The following is a 19,267-nucleotide window of genomic DNA, read 5'->3' on the forward strand; positions in this document are numbered from 1 at the left end:
ATGCTTCTGTGCCCTTCAACTTCGAAACACAAGCGGCTAAGCAATTGGGAAAGCAAGTAGTTATTTACCGATGCGCCTTCATTGGGCCGCTCAATTCTCATACTCAATTCTACAATATCGATATTATTTTACAATCAGAACGACCATTATTTGCTTTACATTCTTAAAAACGGTAAGTTAGCATCACTACCGTAACACACCCGCATTATGAAAGCAGTAGAATACCGGTTGCCCAAGGAGTTTGACAAATCGTTCATCGTCTTTACCGAGCGTGGTCCGTTCTTCCCTTGTCCTTGGCATTACCATCCTGAGTACGAGTTTGTGTTAGTCAACAAAAGTACCGGCCGGCGTATGGTCGGCGATCATATCGGCCACTTCAATGAAGGTGACCTCGTGTTCATGGGTCCTTCCCTTCCGCATGTATGGGTTAACGACGCCGCCTATCTTGAGGGTAAAGCGCAACAGGAGGCAGATGCAGTAGTTGTCCACTTCGTTGAGGATTTCCTTGGAGAGCATTTCCTTTCCTTACCGGAATTAGAGCCACTCAAAAAGATACTGGACTTATCTAAGCGTGGGTTGGTGATTACCGGCAAGACCAAAAACGAAATCAACAGCCGGATGAATGGTATGATTGGTGAGAGCGGCCTGAGCCGGCTGTCGTCGCTATTCGCCATGTTTGATATCCTGGCCCACAGCACGGAGTATGAGCTGCTGGCCAGCCCCACCTACATGCAGCACACGCAGGGCTATTATTCCGATCGGTTCAGTAAAATCACGGATTACATCCTGCGCAATTATCACCGCGATATCACGCTAAACGAGGTCGCTTCTGAAGCCAGCATGGCCATCACCACCTTCTGCAACTTCTTCAAGGAACATTACCGGATGACGTTTGTAGAATACCTCAACACCATCCGTATCGGCCACGTCTGCAAGCTGCTCGCCGATAGCGATGACAACGTGGTTACCATCGCCTATGAATGCGGTTTCAACAACCTCGCCAACTTCAACAGGCAGTTCAAGCGGCTTAAAGGCATGTCGCCGAGCGAATACCGCAAAATGCTCATCCCGGCTTCTGCATGAGCTTTAAAAACAACAAACCCCGGTGGACACCAGGGTTTGTTGTACGATCTGTTAGCGGGCTTACCCCTTCAACAGGCGCGCTACGAGATAAATAACGCCGCAAACACCACATAGCCACGCCCACCAGGGGATTTTCAGTAGCGGCGAAACATCAGCCTCCTGCTGCCTCATACGCGTATCCCACTGTAAGGCGGTATCTTCACGCGTTGCCGCCATGGCTGCCGAGCGATCCACGGCCGCAACCGCTCCGTTCGACTCAGCTACATCCAGTCTCCGACTTTCCCGATGGATGACCACCCGCTCGGCCTGCCCCAAATATCCGCTATCGGCACTCAACCGGAAGGCACCTACTGGGATGATTTCAGCCACGTTATTCACATATTCCATGCGGATGCTAGCCGACATCGTCTGTTCCTGCCGACGCAAGTGCCTTTCCTGCCCAGACATCTCCATTCCCCGGACTTGCCATGCCAATCGTTCATCGGCCGAAAGCTTCTGCGTAGCGCAACCGGCCAGTAGGCCGATTAATACGGCCCCTATGCCCGCTATTGCCTTTATCCTTTCCATTATCTTAGCGGTCATCGGGCGAGGATGCTTACCGGGTCAGTCCAGTCACTCGCACCTACGCCATTCTTAGCGCGTACGCGAACGTAATACTCCACCCCTTTTTGCAAAGGCGCTAACACGTTAATGCTGCTCCGGGGCGTATCCAGTACGTCCACGGGCCACACCACTTGGCCACTCGCGTCCACTTCGTCGGTATACTGGTATTCATAAAGGCGTACATTGTCTACCGGCTCAAAATCGAGCCTAGCCTGCCCCTTCTGCCGGTAGTCCGAAAGCGTCACCCACAGCGGTGTCTGGGGCGGCACCGATTTGGTGGGCAGGGCAACCGGACGGAAGCCACTACTTAAAATTATTGACAAGTCTCCGCGGGCCGTCTTGTTTACGTAGAATGCTAGTTGCTTAAGCAGTTCGATCAATACCTCACGGCTGTCATTTTTCAGACTGAAATCGAGCGGGCTACCTTTTCGGTTAGCCATTTCCATTTTAGTACGGAAATCGTCGACCGATATGAGTAACGTCGCGAGATCGGGTTCTGGTGTAGCAAAATAGGCATTGCCATCCATCGCCGCATGCACCGTATAACCAAAGGTTAATAACTCCTGATCTTTCATGTGTTTAAAGCCACTCCTGGCTGTTCTTTTTTTCATCTCTTTTTCTTTTTGTGTTTCTACTCATTTTACACTACTTCTTTCATTCATTCACTGCGCCCGTCCATCTTGATACCGTACGAATGGTTTTAACGGACCTGCGTTTGCGCACCACGGCATTATTCACATTGCCCTCTACGGTGATGCACCATTTGGCATCCCACTCATCTACGAAGCCGCAGTGGCCTATGCGGCTTTTAGATGCCATGTAGATTCCGAATACATCTCCTCGCGTTGGTGTTGTGTTGTTCGTTGCTCTATTTTTCGTTGTCCACACCGTCCGTTTTGCCGGAAAAAGCGCGGCGGCCCACGCATTCCGCGGCTTGGCGTAGCCCGCCTGCCCATGGCACCAGCTCACAAACGCCGCACACCACTCATAGCCTTCGCCCAAGCCGCAATACCGCAGGTACTCCCCTACCCTTGGGCCGTCGTTGTTGCCTGTTGCTTCTTTCACCCCGATTTCATTACGGTACACCGTTTGCAGGCAACCGTCTTTCCTGCCACTTTCAATCTGATCCGTCGTTATATCAACGCTACCAATGCTACTACCAACCCCCAGAACAGCGAGAGCAAGAGCAGCAGGTAATACCCAATTTGCTTCCATGGTTTCAATACGCTAAAAGATGAATGGAAATCCCCGCGGTCGAATCCCGTGAGGCGTTTAAAGAATACGCAGGCGAGCCAAGCAGCCACGAGCCAAAAGAACCCGACAGCAAGCGCCGCCAGTACCAATACGCTGAGTATGCCGATATCCGGCACGGCCGCTGTGGCATCTAGCCACCATAACAGCGGCCCGAGGTATAGGAATAAGATCAATAAAAGCGGCACACCCACTAGCGGCCAAGGGAATGGCCGTGGCCCGGGGTGTGCCGCCTGTTCATGGAGGAAATCCACATAGTCCTCCGCATCGTTCACCTTACGCAACCGGCGCTTTGCCGGTTGGCTTGCCGGCTTTTCCAGCCGTAGGTGTTTGTTCATTATTGTTTGCTGTAACATAAGCGTTTAATTTTTTTGTTACGGCAAACATATACTCCACCACTAGCCGCTCAAAATCCGCGAACAATGTGGATGGAAAACGGAAGAAGTGGACAGATTATGGAGCTCCCCGCCTTTGTTCCATCTGCTTTTTCAGGTAAACCTCCAACAGATCTTCCTGTTCATCGCTGAGCTTCTCTTCAAATGTCCTCATGATGGTTGTCGTAGCAAAGTAAGTCAATGAGCCGGTTGAAATGTAGTAATCAAGCCAATGAGTTGCGGCTTTACCCCCATACAAAAACACTTCACCAAACAAAGCTGTTTGTTTCCAACCAACGGTCATCTCCATCATGTTGCCTGACGGCACCGACCATGAAAATCGAGCATATTCAGATTCCGACAATACATCGGCAGCCTGTTTAAAATAGCCATTCTTAGCAAGGTAACGTCCTTTGGCGAGCAGTAGGTCAGCAACCATTAGCGTATCTTTGATATTATTCTGTATCTCGCGTTCAAAATTTTCTAGTATTCTCTTATCCGACAACCCATGTGTATCTACATAATCCAGCATGCGCGAATTAAATGTCCAGTTCGGTAAACGATCTTGGGTTTTAATGAGGAAGGATGTCGCTCTTTGTGAATCTTTGGCGAGCAAAACATAAAACATTAGTCTTAAATTATACGCTTCGCGCTCAGGAAATGCAGTCATTATCGAATCAATCTTTTTTAATGATTCTGCCAACTCCCGTGTTTGTCGGTTTTTCATTACATCTTGATAAATCTCGGTAAAGGCATTCTGACGTTCCTGGAGTAAGGCCGCATCGGTTCCAACTTCCGTAACTTGTTTAATAACGAAATCAAGCTGATTGAAATCGCCCATCCCGACCCAAATAACTTTTCCATAGGAGTCTAGTAAATATGCTTTGGGAAAACCGCCCCCGTCGTTCCAAAGCTTGTTCATCAAACCACCCGGTTTATCCAGTGCGACGGTATAATTCATCTGGTCGCCTAACCTATCCCTAAGCGCGTTAATTTGTCTAGCATAAACCACCTCATCACGGTTCTCTCGTGGAAAATAACTGTATAACCCAATCACCTTCAATCTGTTGGAATATTTTTCAGCCAATCTGGTCAGGCTCGGTATCGCTTCACGACAGGGTTTACAATTTAAATGCGTGAATTCTATAAGGTATAACATCCCCGGCTTAAACTCCGTGACCGGTTCGCCATACAGCCATTTTGAAACGACTATTGGAGGTACGTGATCTCCCAACTCCAAACCTGCCTGTGAACATGCCATCCGGCTAAGCAACATGAAAACGGAAATCAATATAAATCTGTTCATAACCACTAAAGACCTTTCGTTTAATAGCCTATATTTTGCACTAAAAATGGGTTCGCCTCCAGTTCCCTGTATGGTATAGGCAGCAGAGCCTCGTTACGCCCCCAACGTTTCAAATCACTCCAACGGTGTCCCCATTCGTAAGTAAATTCTATCAATCGCTCCCGCTCAATCACATCCATCAACACATCAGCATTCAATTCATTTAATGGCGTTAGTCCACCATGTTTCATCCGTACAGTATTTATATCGGCCAATGCACCAACCCCATCATCCATACGTATGCGGGCCTCCGCCCTAATTAGATAAGCCTCAGTGAGACGCATCACCATACTTGCCTCATTGGGTGGTACATTCACTGGGTTCGACCTTATCTTATATTTATTGATGAAATTATATACCTGCTCTCCATCAGGCATGGTATAACTACCTACCCAATTTAATGTACGTTGGTCATCGCTGTCGAAGGCTTCCATTGCCGTCGCCGAATAGCTAAAGCGCGGCGGGGTATTAAGTACCGGATTAGGCAGGCCCTCCAGTCCTTCATGAGTAGCCCTCGAGTTCTCCAACACCAGAAGTTGCCAAATAGCTTCTTTATTATCTTTTAGATATACGTCTGTAGACGGGACAAGTTCATAGAGATCGTTATGCGCGAGTATTGTACTCGAAACATGCGCTGCTTCTTTCCAACGCTGTTGGTATAAATAAATCCGAGCCAATAGGAGTGCTGCCGCCCAGCGATTTGGGCGCATCCGCTCGCCAAAAGCGTGGCTGTAGTCGGCTGGCAGTATTTCCATAGCTTCTCTAAGGTCTTTTTCCAACTGATTATATATCTCTTCTGGTGTCGTTCTTGGAAGCCGGCTGGTTATACGGTAATCCGTAGTGATTACAAGAGGCACCCCTCCAAAAAGTGGAACCAATTGTGCATGGCAAAATGCCCTCACAAAGAGCGCCTCGCCCCTTAGCCGTGCCGCCAATGCCGATGTCAAGCTTTCCTTGTTGACCGTCAGTCCTTCCAACACTTCATTCGCACGGAAAACAGCTTTATAAGTACTCGACCACAGCACGTACACCATACTATTAGCAGGCAACCAGTTGCGCGCTTCAAACGCTTCCACTTCAGCACTACCATGGTTAAAAACTAACGCGCCCGATGCCACATCCATCAATGCGGTTACGCTGTTTGTGCCCCCATTGGCGAAGTTTGTGGCCCGGTCAAACATCATTTCCTGATAAATACCCGCAATGGCCCCATCTGCTAACGCCTCATCAGAAAATACAGTTGCCGGAACCAACTGGTCATGCGGCACGTCGATATCCAGGTACTTTTCGCAGCTGCAAAGTATTACAGCGAGCAAACCCCATCTTATTAGTCCTACTCGTTCTATTTTTGTTGAATTCATTTCGAAGCTGTTTGGTCATAAAGTCAAGTGTATTCCTCCGGTAACGATGCGCAGCAAGGGCATCGCCAAACCACCGATTTCTGGATCCATGCGGTTGCCTCTGTCGCTCACCCATAAATTTTGCCCACTGGCAGAGAGACGCAATCCACCGATGCCCAACGCCCTATGCCATTCCACAGGTATATGCCATGAAATAGAAGCACTGGTCAACCGGACAAAAAATGTATTCTCTATCGATGCATCACTTAGAAAGCTCATATAATCATCGTGCACGTAATAGTCGTCATATCCCGAGCGAAACTGCTGGTAGGGCTTGTTATCGCCTTTTCGTTGCCAGCGCTCCATAACACCGACCGGCTGATTTCCTACGCTTTGTCCCGGCATAGAGAACTGGCGAACCAACAGACGCTCGCGGTTATCTACCTGGAAACCGACAGCGAGTTCGACCGCGTACAAACGAAGGGAACTTTGAAGTCCCCCGTAAACCGTCCGGTATTTGTCTCGCCATTTGAGATCCGCAGTGTTAACCGTTCCGCTTCCATCAACATCTTCAAACCGATACAAACCCGTTTCGCCATCCACCCCGAGATAATGATACCGTCGGTTGCGGTCCATGCTTTTGCCTACTTCATAGACATTATAATAACTGCTCGCTTCGATATTTGGATATGACAGCAGCGTACGCTTCGGAACATTCACGTTGAATGCCATACGCCATTCGACCATGTTTCTTTTACTAATTATCGCCTGCACGTCTATCTCCCACCCACTGTTCTGCACGGTGGCAGGCAAATTATATTGCACAGAGGTAAAACCGCTCGTGGCCGGCAAAGGGTAACCCACCAATTGGTTCCCACTCCGGTTTCGGTACCACGCTACCGTTGTTCGGATACGATCCCTCACTACACCAAGTTCCATCGCCATCTCAAGTTTGCGATTTATCTCCCAATGGTAATTCACATTTGCTATTCGAGTAGGTTCCACCCACGCAATCTGATAGGGATTGGCTTGGGCTAGTAGATAAGTCGCTAAGTAGCCATAATCATCAATTTGATCACTACCCGTTGCACCGTAGCTCGTCCGTATTTTCCCGAAACTAAGCCAAGGCAACGCAGATTTCACTTGTGTTTCTTCTGTAAATAGCCATGCCGCCCCCACCGCTCCAAAGTTACCCCATCGTTTGGCCGGACCGAATCGACTACTGCCATCCCGACGAGCTGTTAAGTTTAAGTAATAGCGGTTTTTCAACGCGTAATTTACACGCGCAAACGCAGCCAGGTACCTATATTGGCTTTGAGGCATACCATACGTTCGGAGGGTAGTAGCCGCTAATGGGTTCCGGATGAGCTGTTCATTGGGGAACCCGCTTGCCTGATACGAGGCTCCTTTTCTGTCCATTTGCTGTAAGGTTCCCCCCACCAGCGCCGATATTACGCCCCAATTAAGCGAATGGTCATACGCCAGCTGAGGCTCTACATTCCATGTCACCAAACGATTATTTCTCCACGTAAACGTACTGTTTAAGTTGTAAGCCGGGTTTTGACTGCTTGCCGGATTTAGCTGTTCTTCTTCCATAAATAAGGTATTGTATCCGCCCACGGCTTTAATGATTAGCCTGTCAGCTATTCGGTAGCTAATCGATGCTTGAGCATTGGTATGCCGTTGCAGCTGGATGTATGGCTTTCGCATATAATTCATCGGGTTATTGCTGTAACTCGTTCCCTCCCAATTAAGGTCGCCCATTTCATCCAGCATATCTGGGGCATTTGGCGCCAAGGTCAGCGCCAACGACGTGATGTTGGTGGCAATATTGGGCAAATCGTTGTGATCCATAGTGTAACTAATGGCCAATTGTGTCTGAAAACGGTCGTCGGGGCTACCAGTAGCCAGTGCGGCATGTCCATTTCCGCGTCGATAACCAAAGTCTCCTGGGTAAACATTCCCCTGCCGCAAAAAACCGCCACTAAGGAGATAGCGGACGTCCGCGCCGCCGCCGCTTAGCGATGCCCTTATGTCCATTCGATCCGCATTGCCGCCGAGCAGCACCCGCTGCCAATCGGTATATTTTTCCTGATCATACACGAGCAGGTCTCGCGCCGCATTACCGATCATTGGAAACGTTGGGTCATTGGCGTAGGCCTCCCGTCGCATTTCCAAATATTGGTCGGTATCTAGCAAGTCCATAAATTTACGTACGTTGCCGCGACCGTAATTGGCATCCACGGTCAGACTCACTTTACCCGCTTGTCCGCGTTTGGTAGTGATGAGCACTACTCCGTTTGCTCCTCGACTGCCGTAAATCGCTGTGGCATCGGCGTCCTTCAAAACTTCTATGCTTGCAATGTCGCTCGGGCTTAGAGTGTTCAACGGATTGGTTGAAAAATATCCTCCAGATTGCTGCAGCGAGGTTGAAGTGAACGGCACCCCGTCAATCAAATACAGTGGGTCGTTTACACCGGGATCGTTGCGTATACTATTCTGCCCTCGTATACGTACAGTGAACCCGCCACCGATTTCACCATTTTGCTGCTGGATATCCACCCCTGCCATGCGCCCTTTGAGCGCTTCGAGCGGATTGAGGACTGGCTGTCGCTCGATTTCCTTTGCCGTTACGCGGGCGATGCTGCCCGTGCGTTCGCGGTCTTTTACGGTGTAATAGCCCGCGTTGATCTCCACTTCTTCGATGGTAACGGTGTCTTTCCGTACTTGCGATGTGTCGGGCATGCTGCCCGTAGCCGCGGGGGCCGGCGCGTTGCCGGCCGCCCACGTACAGGTGCTTACGCATGGAAAGGACAGGATAAGGGCATAGCTAGCCCGTATGAATAGGGATTGTCTTTTATTCATCATGAGTTATTAGGTTATCAATACTGGTTAACGAGGTGTCGGCCGATTCGAACCGGCGTTTAACTCGGGTTTTTGGGTTTCTTGGCGAAAAGCACGCAAAAAGCATCCATTCCGCAAATTTTGTCGGATTTTTTTGTCATTTTTACCTCTTGGTTTAGTAGGTTACGTAGGGTACGGGAAAGTGTGGGATAGGCTTTCATCCGGCTAAAAAAAATGTGGATTGGAATCCTGCCTCCACGTGACCCCTTATGTTTCCGACACAAGACACGCTTCCACAACAGGACCCAATCCACGGGTGGCAAAGATAGCCAAATGTGTGGAGTTGGGTATATACCTGTTGCCTCGCCTCTTGTATCGGATTTTTGGGGAACGAGACCTTCAATGTATTTACCTACACCGATGTTGTATGTATCAATTCATGTTATGCCATAGGCACTGCTTTTTTCTTTTCAATTCATTCATGCTGCATCCGCAAAACGGGATGGTATAACAAAGGTAGCAATAAAATTAATATAAGAAAAAATTTTCCTTAAATAATTTAAACGGAATGGGGTTTAAAGAAATAACACGAGAATCAATAAACATCACAAATGTCAAAGTAGCCGAAAAATTATACGGTTTAAGAGCTTTGCTATTGCTTTCGAGACCCAAAATTGGTGCGGAGGTAGGTGTTGACAGCAAAACCATTGGTAATTTTGAAGAAGGCCGCACCGGCGGGCAAACAGACAAACTAAGCGCGCTGATTTTCTTCTACGGCTTTACGCACAAGGAATTTTACGATTTTGACAAACCGCTGCCCACCGAAAAGCAGTTAAAAAGCCGGATGAAAAGGTTTCACGAAGCCATCGGTTCAGACGCTTACAAAATCATTTACGATCGGCCTGACCTTATCGACCTCATCGAGTTCAGGCTCCTAGCAACCGACCTCTTCAGTGAGTGGGTCACCGCCGAACAAGTGATTTCCTACTGCAAAACGAAATACCATTACGAATACCTCCCCACCAGTGTACCAAACACCTTAGACAACGCCGTTAAGAAAGGTTGGTTGGTGGTGGATGACAAGGCCAAGCCGAAGCGGTATAGGAAGAAATAGGTAAATCTCTCCTTCTGCCGCGATTCAATTTCATACCTTTTAGTCATGAAACGATAGCCGAATACGCGCAGGTCCCGTTACATGAAAACCATCGTGATAGGAAGATTCAACCGGTTTGCTTCAAACGATTTGCATTTTCTCCTGTTTAACTGTAGATTTGTTTACAGTAATTTCACTAATATGAGCACGCTTGAGTTAAAAGATGTATTAATTAGCCGTATCGCCGAAATTGACGACATTCAGTTTCTTAAAGCGATAAAAACCATCTTGGATACAAAAACAGAAAGCCAGGTGTTAGATTTATCTGCGGCTCAAATCCAAGAAATAGAGGCTTCCCGCGAAGGCATCGCTGCAGGTATGTTTGTTGACCAGTCCGATTTAGACGATGAAATTGCCGAATGGCTAAAGGAAAGATAATATGGTCTCATAAGGCCCGCATAAAACTTTATGAGATAATGGAGTTTTATGTACAGCGCAATGGCAACGCGGTTTATGCTACCAAATTGTATAGGCTTTTCACTAAAAACACCAAATTACTTCTCAAGCATCCTAAACTCGGAGCCAATACAACTCTTGAAGGGGTGAGGGGATTAATCGTCGATGATTACATACTTTTTTATGAATTTATAGATGAATCACTCGTCATCCACACATTATGGCCGTGTAAGCAAAATCCGGATGATTTAGTTATAAAATAAACTTTAAGGAGACACTACTTACTCTACAGCCCATATCCCACCAACTCATCCCCAAACAACGCAAACAACTTTTTCCGTTTCACCAGAAACCCTTTGAATGGTTTCATGGATATCTTGGGGATATAGAAGCTGTATTGGTAACTGCCGCGCTCATCTAAATCATACACATCAATGACAATATGCTGCTCGAAATCACTTCGGTCTTCATTGGCAGCCATGATGTTGCTGTGTACATATAGGAGATTGCCGTCCAGCGCGCTGTGCACATTCACCGGCAAGGGCGGCGACGCGAGGGTGGAGGTCAGTGAGTCCAAGTGCCCAACTCTGATTTTCGCCCGGCTGATGGTATCGATGGTGTTAGCCCAGTAGTGCACGTTGAGGTTCGTATCGGCCACGAGAAATTGGTTGCGGTTCGTGTAAATATACACCACCCTATTTTTCGCTTCATCAGTATGCAATTTGCCGTAGGTACAAAAGAAGCCATCCACCTGCTTCTCCAATAGGTCGGTACGCCATTTGGGGTTCGTCATGCCGTCCTGCCACTTACCAAGTGCATTCTCGCTGTTTACCATACCCAGCATTACCAGCCCCCGGTCAGACGTTGGCGCTGCCTGCAAAAAAAAGGCACTATCCATCAGCTCATGAGCCCACCATTGACCTCGCCGGCCGTACCGTATAAATGGCTTTACACCGTCTAACACGTAAAAGTAATCACCCTGCACACGAAGGGCGAGCTGCTCATAGGCAAATCTGTCCGACCAGATAGGCACACTCGTCATATCCAATAAACCAAGATCGACTTGCCAGACGTGCATTGCCTTCCGGTGATTTCCCAAATACAGGCTATCTTCGCTTTTACCAGCCAGATAAAAATCGTGAGCGGGTAATCGAAGTGTAACAAGTTCTACCGGTTTGGCAGCGAAAAATCGGCTGAATCCGAGATATTGCTCATTGGGCCGGAGCGGCCTGATGCAAAACAACACACCGAGTATGGTTGCACTACCCATGACACACACCAATAACACAATTGCTCTTCGATTACGATTCATAGCAGTTTCCAATTTTGAAGATGGCACCGGACGAGTGCCGCCCGGTGCCATTGGCTTTCTGTTAACCACCCATTTACTACTACGGCTGAATGGATCGATACAGAGGCGTACATTCAGAAGATTGATTGTCGTCCAAATGCGCTTGTACCATGTTGCCCGTTTCTGATCCTGAAGTTGCTTTGCAGAGACATGGAAAGTCCGTCTCGTTCGTCTGGCAACTCTGTGAAGTCACCTCTTCGCAGGACTCACATGGTTCCTCTTCCGCAGTTGGGTCGAAATAATTAATCACCGGCTCATTCACAGCCGACGACTTCTGGGTAACCGCCTGGGCCACCACGCCTCCTACTGACACCACTGCGGCCAGTACGAGTGCAATTATTTGCTTTCTTTCCATGAGATAAGCAAGTTAAATGATGTAAGCGCCTACTCTATTGCTCCGGTTTTCGGCCTCCCCGTCTATTTAATCGTTCAATACTCCATACACCGACATCCCGATGAATACCAAGTTTACATACACATGATTTTTCAATGACAGCGATTCGAGCAGTGCATTGCACCCACAGGGTGGATGGTCCGCACCGCTCATCAGCATGCCAATGTAAACCGTAAAGCCTACCATCAACGTGAAGAACCCGTAATAACCGATAAGCCGTGTCCACGGTATGAAAAGAAGTACCGCGATAGCCAACTCCGTAATGGGTACTGCCCACGATACAAATGTTTCATGCCCGGTGAGGATGGGCGACTTGCCTACCTGTATCTCAAATGCCGACCGGTGGGCCAGCTTGTCCACCCCGGAGTAAACAAAAAGAGCAAAACAGGCTATCAACGTCAGTAATTTCATCGTCTATTAGGATTATAAAGCAAAGGTAGACTGCGGTTCTGCCCGTTTTATGCGAACAGCTTCACAGAAAACCTCAATTAGGTGTGAAGTCCTTCACTCTTTTCAAAAAACGGTCATTTTCAACGACCGCTTTCTGAAAATCGACGACCGGAAATTGCGAACGGGAGACTGGGAATGACGCCATGATAATCGGTTAATTGCACGACCTACGGGTGATGAGAAATCAATAGCGATAATTTATGTTGGAGCAATCACTTTTCTTGCATGACTGATCGGTTAGCGCATATCACCAGTCGGGAATACGGTACAGGCGACCGATCGTTGAGAACAACCCTCAGCAAACCGCAATTCCCAACCGAAAATTGCTAGTGGTTAACCAAAGCATTCAATATGTACATCCAAAATTAAGGCGCATTAACCGCAGCAGGTTCGTCGTTGGTCGAAGGTATCCGAGCATAGACCGGTTTGTCCAGTCAGCCGCTATGCGTTTAACGACAAGCGGCCATCAATAGCTCCCTTTACGCCGCATCAGCAACGTATTCCTCGGGTTGCATATATCGGTACGGCACCCGTTCCTCCCGATGCCGCTGGTATAGATTACGCACTTGTTCCGCATCGTAGTAATCGCTATTTCCCTGGCGATCGGCCGGGTGCAGCAGTCGACCGCGCACCCAGGCATAGAAGGTGGTCCGGCCGATGTGCAGTTCGCTGCAAGCATATGTCGTATCGATGAATTTTGGCATAATCTTCACTTCTTCTACTGGCTTAGGCAGCCGCACTTCCAAAAGTTCATTCGTTCGTTTGCTTTCACGGAGAATCTCCTCCCAAAGTATATACATGTTTTTCATTACGGTATGATTTAGTTAGCAATTAGCGATGCCTGGTTGCTCGGTACAACCCGAGACCGGCATCTTTCTGTTTGTTCAGCCATTCGCGTGTCGTTTCTAGGTAACTCGCCAGTATGGCATCTGGAAATACGGCCAGCGCGTCGTCCCACTGCTGCAGGAGCCAGCAGATGCGTTCAGCGACAGATGCCGCGGAGCGGATAGCGGTAAGCCGTTCGTATTCGCGTTTACGCATGGCCAGCAGCCATAGAACAGTAAGCCGCCACGTGTCCGGATAGGCCTCACAACAATGCCAATAGGCTTCGGCACTGATTGACAGCACCGTTCCCTCCTGTTCCATGATGGCTGTGTAATGGCTTTTTTCTCGGTTAGGCAGCGAATCGGGCAAAATGAAATCGCCGGTACGGCGTATCCACAGCACCCCATCGCCCCGATCCCCGTCATACGCCACCGCACTGCCCCCAGTGAGAAAATAAACACGGTCGGGAAAGCTGCCCGCAGCCACCAAAACAGTGGCTTTGGGCAACTCTTGCCGACGCAGCGAATAGCTCAACGCTTCGAAAAAAGCGGCAGGAAGTGGCTTGTGTAGACGCCTGCATAGGCTATGCAAAACAGCTACAACCCGTTCCACATCAGCTTCCGATACCGCAGTTTGCGGAAAAGAAGACGCAGCTACGGTTTTCATGGCGCATCGGGATACTCGCTGATCGTAAAGCGCAGGTAGTCATTCCCTCCACAGGTCTTTGGCCGGTCACCAGCCGATGTGCTGGATTCTGACCGGATATACTTCGTGCTCGCGCGGATGGACAACCCGGGTTTGATGAGTTCAAGCGGCTGTTGATGAGCAATGGCATAGGCGATCTGCTGCGACCAAAGGTCAGCGGTTTCCTGCGGCAGGCTTTCTGCATACTCCAACTGATCCTCGGTAAGGATAAACCGGATCTCTAAAAATTCGGCCAATCCATCAGCGGCCAGTGTTGCTTCAGTTTGCCGCTGCGTCGGGGCTAAGCCGTTCAGCCAGTCATTGTACTGCACTACCCCTGCGGGTGTAAAATCGAATTGTGGTGTTGCTTGTCTTTCCATGACGTACGTGATTAGTTAGTGAATAGTTCGACCGGACTCTCGCCGGTCACCAATGCAAACGTATCGTCCTATACAAGGAAAAACAATGATTTTAAGGTTTTAAAGGGATTGGCTGGGCGTTGCCCACTCAATCGGATTCGGTGGACTCGGCCTGTTTTCACGGAGTTTTGGCGAATTACAATTCCGTATACCTTGCCAAAACACATGTTTTTTATGGAGTTTTGGCGAGATATAGATTTGTATAACTCGCCAAAACCTATGCCGAACAACTCCAAAAGAAACTCACTATATTCCGACAACAAACCAAGACACAGAAGACCTTATTCCTCACATTCATCACCCCATTCGGGTTGAAGGAAAATGCACATTCCATTAGCTTGGTACAAAAGGAGGCGACTATGGATGCGTTTTTTTAAGAAACTTAGCGATAGATTCACTCAATCGGATTCGGTGGATTCACCAAACCACCATGCTTCAAAAGCCTTACGCCGTCGTTTCGTCACCTTCAATACAATGGATCGGAAATGCCCTTCCTCCTCAAAAGCCATCTTCAGAGGGAGGTACCAATAATGGCCGTTCTTATACGGCTCGGCAATCGCATCGCGGTTTACCAACTTAAACTGGTCATACTCGAAAAACTGGTTACGATCCAAGAGCTCGTAAAGGTCCATCATCGATATCGCCATATTGAACTCGCGCGTACCATCCATGCGGTACTCCCAAACTGCTTCTTTCAAACCACGATTGTCATAGCAGGCGATTTCTAAATTGGTTTCCTGCTGGAATTTCGCCCTGTCTACGTGGGCCAGAATTCCACGAACCGGCCGGCCCCTCTTCCGAACCGGCCGCACCTCCGATTTCTTGGACAATAAAAACGCTGTGGTCCCGGCCATCAACTCTTTTGGCCTATGCCACGTGGCCAGTTGTCCGGTGCTTTCGCCGGCCGCACGTGCCCGTTGTGCTTTCCACCAGATCTGCACGGCCCGCCGTGCATCAGCGGTTTTCTGCAAGAAGTAGCTCAAGTAAATCAAGTTAATCGCGACGACCATCGCAATAGCAAAAGGGTAATCGATATCGTAATACTCCGGAATGATAGTTGGTTCATTTCGCTCGATGAAATAGATGGTGTAGAATCCCAACAGCACAAGTGATGGGATAATGACACCATGGTAAAGTTGTAGCGCAGACCGCACAAAAGGCACTGCATACCAGGGGTGGGAGGCGTCTAATTGTTTAAAACTCGCAGACACCAGCTTCAACACCATGTAGGCGACCAAACAGCTAGGACCTGCCGCTTTGTAAAACTCCCAATCGCGGATGGCATCGCCAAAACCGTCCGGCCCGGTGTAAAGTACCATAAACGTGCCGATGAACAAAGCGATGATCATCAGTCTCCATCGGTCAAAGTATTGGATCTGGATATGCATGGGCAGAAAAGATTTTCGGTTGGGCAAAGGTAATTCGGAAGGTAGCGGTAGCCCATGCAGAAAATTCCGAAAAACGATACTATTTTACCGAAAAATAGTCAAGTACGTCGTGTAATGACCGCTTGAGAGTAACCCGGGCGTTATAGCTCCGCCTGTATTTCTAAATTTAACGTAAACTCGTCTGATACAATTTTACGACCCAAATCACGGAAGAATCGTACCGATCCATATTTGGCATCGTGTACCGTCCGGTCTACGCGGATATTTGAAGCGGAAGCATTAAGCTTACCGTCCGTTATGGTAATGGTAGCTGGAAAGGCTAGTTCCTGCGCAATTCCCCTAATCGTCAACTCACCTAGCACCGCCGCCCGTTGTTCGTCCGCATATTCCACTCGCTTTATTACGAAAGTAGCTTGGGGGAAATTGACAGCATCGAAAAAATCGTCGGTTTTCAGGTGGTTAGCTAGCTTTTCGGCGGTTTCTCCCGTCAGGTCGGTAACCCGGATGCTATTCATATCAATGGCAAAGGTACCGCCGGTAAGCTTGTTATCCGCCACCTCAAATGTTCCATTGAGCAACTCGATCGTTCCTGCGTGCTTGCCTCCGAAAAATTTATGACCTTCCCATGACAGTGCAGAGCGGGTTATATCCACTTTGTATTGCGCCAGCTCATGGGGTTTAAATGAAACAAGCAAGAAAAACACTGCAAAAGAGCAGACGGAAGTTATAAGGTGACCTTTCATGGGATAAACATAGTTATTTTCTGGATATTTCTGAGACAGCATAAAAAGTATTGCTGTTAATTTATCTAAGCGCTCAATCCTCCATCCATATAGAATATTTTTTGCAGTTGATGTATGCACATTCTTCAAAGAATCATATTACTGCACAGTATAACCGCCGTCAATCACGATTGCCTGTCCGGTAACCCCTTTTGCCTTCTCCCTTGCCAAAAAAACAACGTAATCCGCGATTTCTTCAACGTCAAGCAGCCTTCGCTGCGGAACCAGCGGATAAATAATTTCTTCCAGCACATCAGCTATGTCCACGTTGCGTTGTCTCGCCAAATCACCTAGCTGATTCCTAACCAACGGCGTATCGACATACCCCGGACAAACCGCATTGACCGTAATCCCATAGGGAGCGCCTTCCAATGCTGACACCCTTCGTCAGCCCAATCACCCCATGCTTGGCGCTGTTATAAGCCGCCTTTCCGGCGAACCCAACCAAGCCATTGATGGAAGCCATATTGATGACACGACCATATCCTTGCGCCTTCATGATGGGAAAAACATGCTTGATTGCGTAAAACGGCGCAGTCAACATGACTTTAACCAACAGTTCAAACTTTTCCGACGGAAAAGCCTCGATTGCGGAAACATATTGCGTGCCGGCGTTATTGACCAAAATATCCAAGCGACCAAAGCGATCCACTAACCAGTAAATGACTTGGGACACCTTAGCCTCATCGGTAACATCACATCCGATACCCAAACCACTAAGGCCCTTTTGATTTATCGCTGCTGCTTCTCTTTCGGCCTGTTCGGCGTTCAGATCGGCCAGACAAACCGTTGCGCCGGCTTCCGCCATCGCTTTAGCGATTTCCAATCCGATGCCATTGGCCGCTCCAGTAATCAATGCAATTTTCCCGTTCATTTCCCGTAAAATTACGCATTCAATCCGCCATCCATCAGGATGTTTTCGCCATTGATGTAGGCACCGGCCGCTGAAGCAAGTAGTACGACCAGTCCCTTGATGTCATCCCGGTTGGCCATGCGGCCCATCGGCACTTTCTTGCAGTAGTTTTCGAGGAATCGCTCGGGCTGGTGGTTGAACAGCCCGCCCGGGCTTATACAATTGAAACGGATATTATTGCCTTTGTGGATCCTGGCCATATAACGCGAGAGGTTGATCAACCCCGCGTTGTGGAAGAAGTAATCGGGCGGCGGGTTGCCCATATCCGTGCCTTCGTAATTGGTCAGGTCAGGTCCTTTCATCCCCATCATCGAGGCGATGTTAATGACACTGCCCCCGCCCGACTGCACAATCAGATCGGTCATTTCGCGGAGCAGGTGGAACATACCCGTAGCATTGTCTTGCATCGACGAGGCGAATTGTTCGAGCGGTGCTTCGTAGCTTTTCATGGGCCTGGATACCGCATTATTGATAAAGCCGTGCAACTGTCCGAACTGCGCCTTGATTTCCTTCACTAGCTGCGCAACGGAGACGGGGTCGGCCTGATCTACCGACATAGCCCGCACGTCGAGCCCGGCGGCACGGAAAACGGCTGCAGTATTTTCCGCGCGAGCCAGCTCGCGCGATGTTGTGATTACGGTGGCGTCGGCTTCGGCCAACCCCTCTACAATACATTGCCCATACATACCCGAACCGCCGGTAACGAGTATGATTTTATCTTTTAGGCTAAATAGTTCTTTTACGTTCATATCAGGATAATACGATGCAATTGCCGCCCTGTAGCCGGCTTTCATTCGCTGCGATGATGATGTTCATGAGTTGATGTGTTTTCCCGAAATCCAAGCGCGGGCTGCCTTCCTGCACCGAGCGGATGAACTCGACGAGGTTGTCCCTGAACATGGAATACGAATTACGGATGTCTACCGATTCCCAGCCCTGCTGACCGAAAAATGTGACCTGGAACGTGCCGGAAACGGCATTGAACAGGTGCAAGGTGATGTCGGCGCCGCTCGCCAGCCGGACATGAACGATTTCACGGTCCAACCCGCCAAGGTGCTGCACGCTGGCCGGCCGTGGGTCATCCAGTACAGCAAACACGGCTTCGAGCAGGTGTATACCATATTTTTTCCAGTCTTTCTTACCTACCGCAGTGACGAGCTCGATGGGCACCAGCGCGGCAAGTTCCTGCTTGGCGATACGGCATTCGTTGGCATAACGCATCGACGAGCACGACATGATGAATTTGCCATTCCTATTTTGTTCGGAAAACCAATTCAGGTCTTCGCGCGAATAGGCTAAGGGCTTGTCGATAAAAATGGGGATACCCGCCTCGATGAAGGGCCGGGCCAGGACCACATGGCTCTCCGGATCGTCCCGCCCGAGAATGACGGCGTCTACCTGACCCATCATTTCCGCCAATCCATCCACGATGTGGTCGATACCCGATGAACGGGCGATGCTTTCAGCTATGCTGCGGTCCTGGCACCAAACATGTGACACACGTGCACCGGGAATACCCAAGGTATCATGGTTGGCTTGTAGGTAGGTTGCTACCGCCGGATAGCCTGCGCGGGTGATTTCCGCACCGTCATACTGCCCATTGATAATCGATGACCACGAGTAAGGATGGGCATTCCCTTCGCTCATACCGATTATGCCGATGTTGATCATT

23 protein-coding genes are annotated in these 19,267 nt (G+C 49.0%); 4 read left to right on the top strand and 19 right to left on the bottom strand.

What is annotated here, in order from left to right:
* The first annotated feature begins 207 nt into the window (after positions 1-207).
* Complete coding sequence (locus VNQ80_RS14210) at positions 208-1,083, top strand: AraC family transcriptional regulator (RefSeq protein ID WP_325639747.1); 876 nt, start codon at positions 208-210, stop codon at positions 1,081-1,083.
* Positions 1,084-1,143: 60 nt separating this feature from the next.
* On the opposite strand, the gene VNQ80_RS14215 is transcribed toward VNQ80_RS14210, so the two are convergent.
* The 7 genes from VNQ80_RS14215 to VNQ80_RS14245 all read right to left on the bottom strand — a co-directional run bounded on the left by VNQ80_RS14215 (position 1,144) and on the right by VNQ80_RS14245 (position 8,864).
* A complete protein-coding gene (locus VNQ80_RS14215; RefSeq protein WP_325639749.1) occupies positions 1,144-1,665 on the bottom strand; it encodes a hypothetical protein in 522 nt (173 codons plus the stop codon).
* The gene (locus VNQ80_RS14220) at positions 1,662-2,297 is read right to left on the bottom strand and encodes a fibronectin type III domain-containing protein (RefSeq protein ID WP_325639751.1); all 636 of its coding nucleotides are present in this window, start codon (positions 2,295-2,297) and stop codon (positions 1,662-1,664) included. The genes VNQ80_RS14215 and VNQ80_RS14220 overlap by 4 nt, the downstream gene beginning before the upstream one ends.
* Before the next feature lie 43 nt (positions 2,298-2,340).
* Entirely contained in the window at positions 2,341-2,901 is a 561-nt protein-coding gene (locus VNQ80_RS14225; RefSeq protein ID WP_325639753.1) for a CHAP domain-containing protein, read from the bottom strand.
* A complete protein-coding gene (locus VNQ80_RS14230; RefSeq protein WP_325639755.1) occupies positions 2,820-3,275 on the bottom strand; it encodes a hypothetical protein in 456 nt (151 codons plus the stop codon). Before VNQ80_RS14230 ends, VNQ80_RS14225 begins: the two co-directional genes overlap by 82 nt.
* A 115-nt stretch (positions 3,276-3,390) precedes the next feature.
* Positions 3,391-4,617, bottom strand: coding sequence for a hypothetical protein (locus VNQ80_RS14235; protein ID WP_325639757.1), 1,227 nt, complete (start codon positions 4,615-4,617; stop codon positions 3,391-3,393).
* 20 nt (positions 4,618-4,637) lie between these two features.
* Positions 4,638-6,017 carry a RagB/SusD family nutrient uptake outer membrane protein gene (locus VNQ80_RS14240; RefSeq protein ID WP_325639759.1) on the bottom strand — a complete coding sequence of 460 codons (1,380 nt, stop codon included), beginning with the start codon at positions 6,015-6,017 and terminating at the stop codon, positions 4,638-4,640.
* Positions 6,018-6,032: 15 nt separating this feature from the next.
* Complete coding sequence (locus VNQ80_RS14245) at positions 6,033-8,864, bottom strand: SusC/RagA family TonB-linked outer membrane protein (protein ID WP_325639761.1); 2,832 nt, start codon at positions 8,862-8,864, stop codon at positions 6,033-6,035.
* A 544-nt stretch (positions 8,865-9,408) separates the two neighbouring features.
* Here VNQ80_RS14245 and VNQ80_RS14250 point away from each other — a divergent pair.
* The 3 genes from VNQ80_RS14250 to VNQ80_RS14260 all read left to right on the top strand — a co-directional run bounded on the left by VNQ80_RS14250 (position 9,409) and on the right by VNQ80_RS14260 (position 10,652).
* A complete protein-coding gene (locus VNQ80_RS14250; protein WP_325639763.1) occupies positions 9,409-9,954 on the top strand; it encodes a hypothetical protein in 546 nt (181 codons plus the stop codon).
* A gap of 180 nt (positions 9,955-10,134) precedes the next feature.
* On the top strand, positions 10,135-10,371 hold the full coding sequence (locus tag VNQ80_RS14255) for a hypothetical protein (protein WP_325639765.1): 237 nt from the start codon (positions 10,135-10,137) through the stop codon (positions 10,369-10,371).
* On the top strand, positions 10,353-10,652 hold the full coding sequence (locus VNQ80_RS14260) for a type II toxin-antitoxin system RelE/ParE family toxin (protein ID WP_325639767.1): 300 nt from the start codon (positions 10,353-10,355) through the stop codon (positions 10,650-10,652). Before VNQ80_RS14255 ends, VNQ80_RS14260 begins: the two co-directional genes overlap by 19 nt.
* A 23-nt stretch (positions 10,653-10,675) precedes the next feature.
* Here the strand turns inward: VNQ80_RS14260 and VNQ80_RS14265 are convergent, their stop codons facing one another.
* From VNQ80_RS14265 to VNQ80_RS14320, 12 genes are all read right to left on the bottom strand, one after another.
* Positions 10,676-11,701, bottom strand: a complete 1,026-nt coding sequence (locus VNQ80_RS14265) for a hypothetical protein (RefSeq protein ID WP_325639769.1) — start codon at positions 11,699-11,701, stop codon at positions 10,676-10,678.
* 79 nt (positions 11,702-11,780) lie between these two features.
* Entirely contained in the window at positions 11,781-12,056 is a 276-nt protein-coding gene (locus VNQ80_RS14270; RefSeq protein WP_325639771.1) for a hypothetical protein, read from the bottom strand.
* Positions 12,057-12,161: 105 nt separating this feature from the next.
* Positions 12,162-12,545 (bottom strand): MauE/DoxX family redox-associated membrane protein, encoded by a 384-nt coding sequence (locus VNQ80_RS14275; protein ID WP_325639773.1) that lies wholly within the window; start codon positions 12,543-12,545, stop codon positions 12,162-12,164.
* Positions 12,546-13,063: 518 nt separating this feature from the next.
* Positions 13,064-13,393 (bottom strand): hypothetical protein, encoded by a 330-nt coding sequence (locus VNQ80_RS14280; protein ID WP_325639775.1) that lies wholly within the window; start codon positions 13,391-13,393, stop codon positions 13,064-13,066.
* A gap of 22 nt (positions 13,394-13,415) precedes the next feature.
* On the bottom strand, positions 13,416-14,075 hold the full coding sequence (locus tag VNQ80_RS14285; protein WP_325639777.1) for a Crp/Fnr family transcriptional regulator: 660 nt from the start codon (positions 14,073-14,075) through the stop codon (positions 13,416-13,418).
* Positions 14,072-14,473 carry a hypothetical protein gene (locus VNQ80_RS14290; RefSeq protein WP_325639779.1) on the bottom strand — a complete coding sequence of 134 codons (402 nt, stop codon included), beginning with the start codon at positions 14,471-14,473 and terminating at the stop codon, positions 14,072-14,074. The genes VNQ80_RS14285 and VNQ80_RS14290 overlap by 4 nt, the downstream gene beginning before the upstream one ends.
* A 437-nt stretch (positions 14,474-14,910) precedes the next feature.
* Positions 14,911-15,900, bottom strand: coding sequence for a hypothetical protein (locus tag VNQ80_RS14295; RefSeq protein WP_325639780.1), 990 nt, complete (start codon positions 15,898-15,900; stop codon positions 14,911-14,913).
* 140 nt (positions 15,901-16,040) lie between these two features.
* Positions 16,041-16,643: a YceI family protein gene (locus VNQ80_RS14300; protein WP_325639781.1), complete on the bottom strand. Its 603-nt coding sequence runs from the start codon at positions 16,641-16,643 to the stop codon at positions 16,041-16,043.
* 138 nt (positions 16,644-16,781) lie between these two features.
* The gene (locus VNQ80_RS14305) at positions 16,782-17,063 is read right to left on the bottom strand and encodes an SDR family oxidoreductase (RefSeq protein ID WP_325639785.1); all 282 of its coding nucleotides are present in this window, start codon (positions 17,061-17,063) and stop codon (positions 16,782-16,784) included.
* Positions 16,984-17,556: an SDR family NAD(P)-dependent oxidoreductase gene (locus tag VNQ80_RS14310; protein ID WP_325639787.1), complete on the bottom strand. Its 573-nt coding sequence runs from the start codon at positions 17,554-17,556 to the stop codon at positions 16,984-16,986. The genes VNQ80_RS14305 and VNQ80_RS14310 overlap by 80 nt, the downstream gene beginning before the upstream one ends.
* A gap of 11 nt (positions 17,557-17,567) precedes the next feature.
* A complete protein-coding gene (locus tag VNQ80_RS14315) occupies positions 17,568-18,344 on the bottom strand; it encodes an SDR family oxidoreductase (protein WP_325639789.1) in 777 nt (258 codons plus the stop codon).
* Position 18,345: 1 nt separating this feature from the next.
* Positions 18,346-19,266 (bottom strand): Gfo/Idh/MocA family oxidoreductase, encoded by a 921-nt coding sequence (locus tag VNQ80_RS14320; protein WP_325639791.1) that lies wholly within the window; start codon positions 19,264-19,266, stop codon positions 18,346-18,348.
* Position 19,267 lies beyond the last annotated feature (1 nt).

It is taken from the genome of Parapedobacter sp., assembly GCF_035556095.1.
Taxonomy (GTDB): Bacteria; Bacteroidota; Bacteroidia; order Sphingobacteriales; family Sphingobacteriaceae; genus Parapedobacter.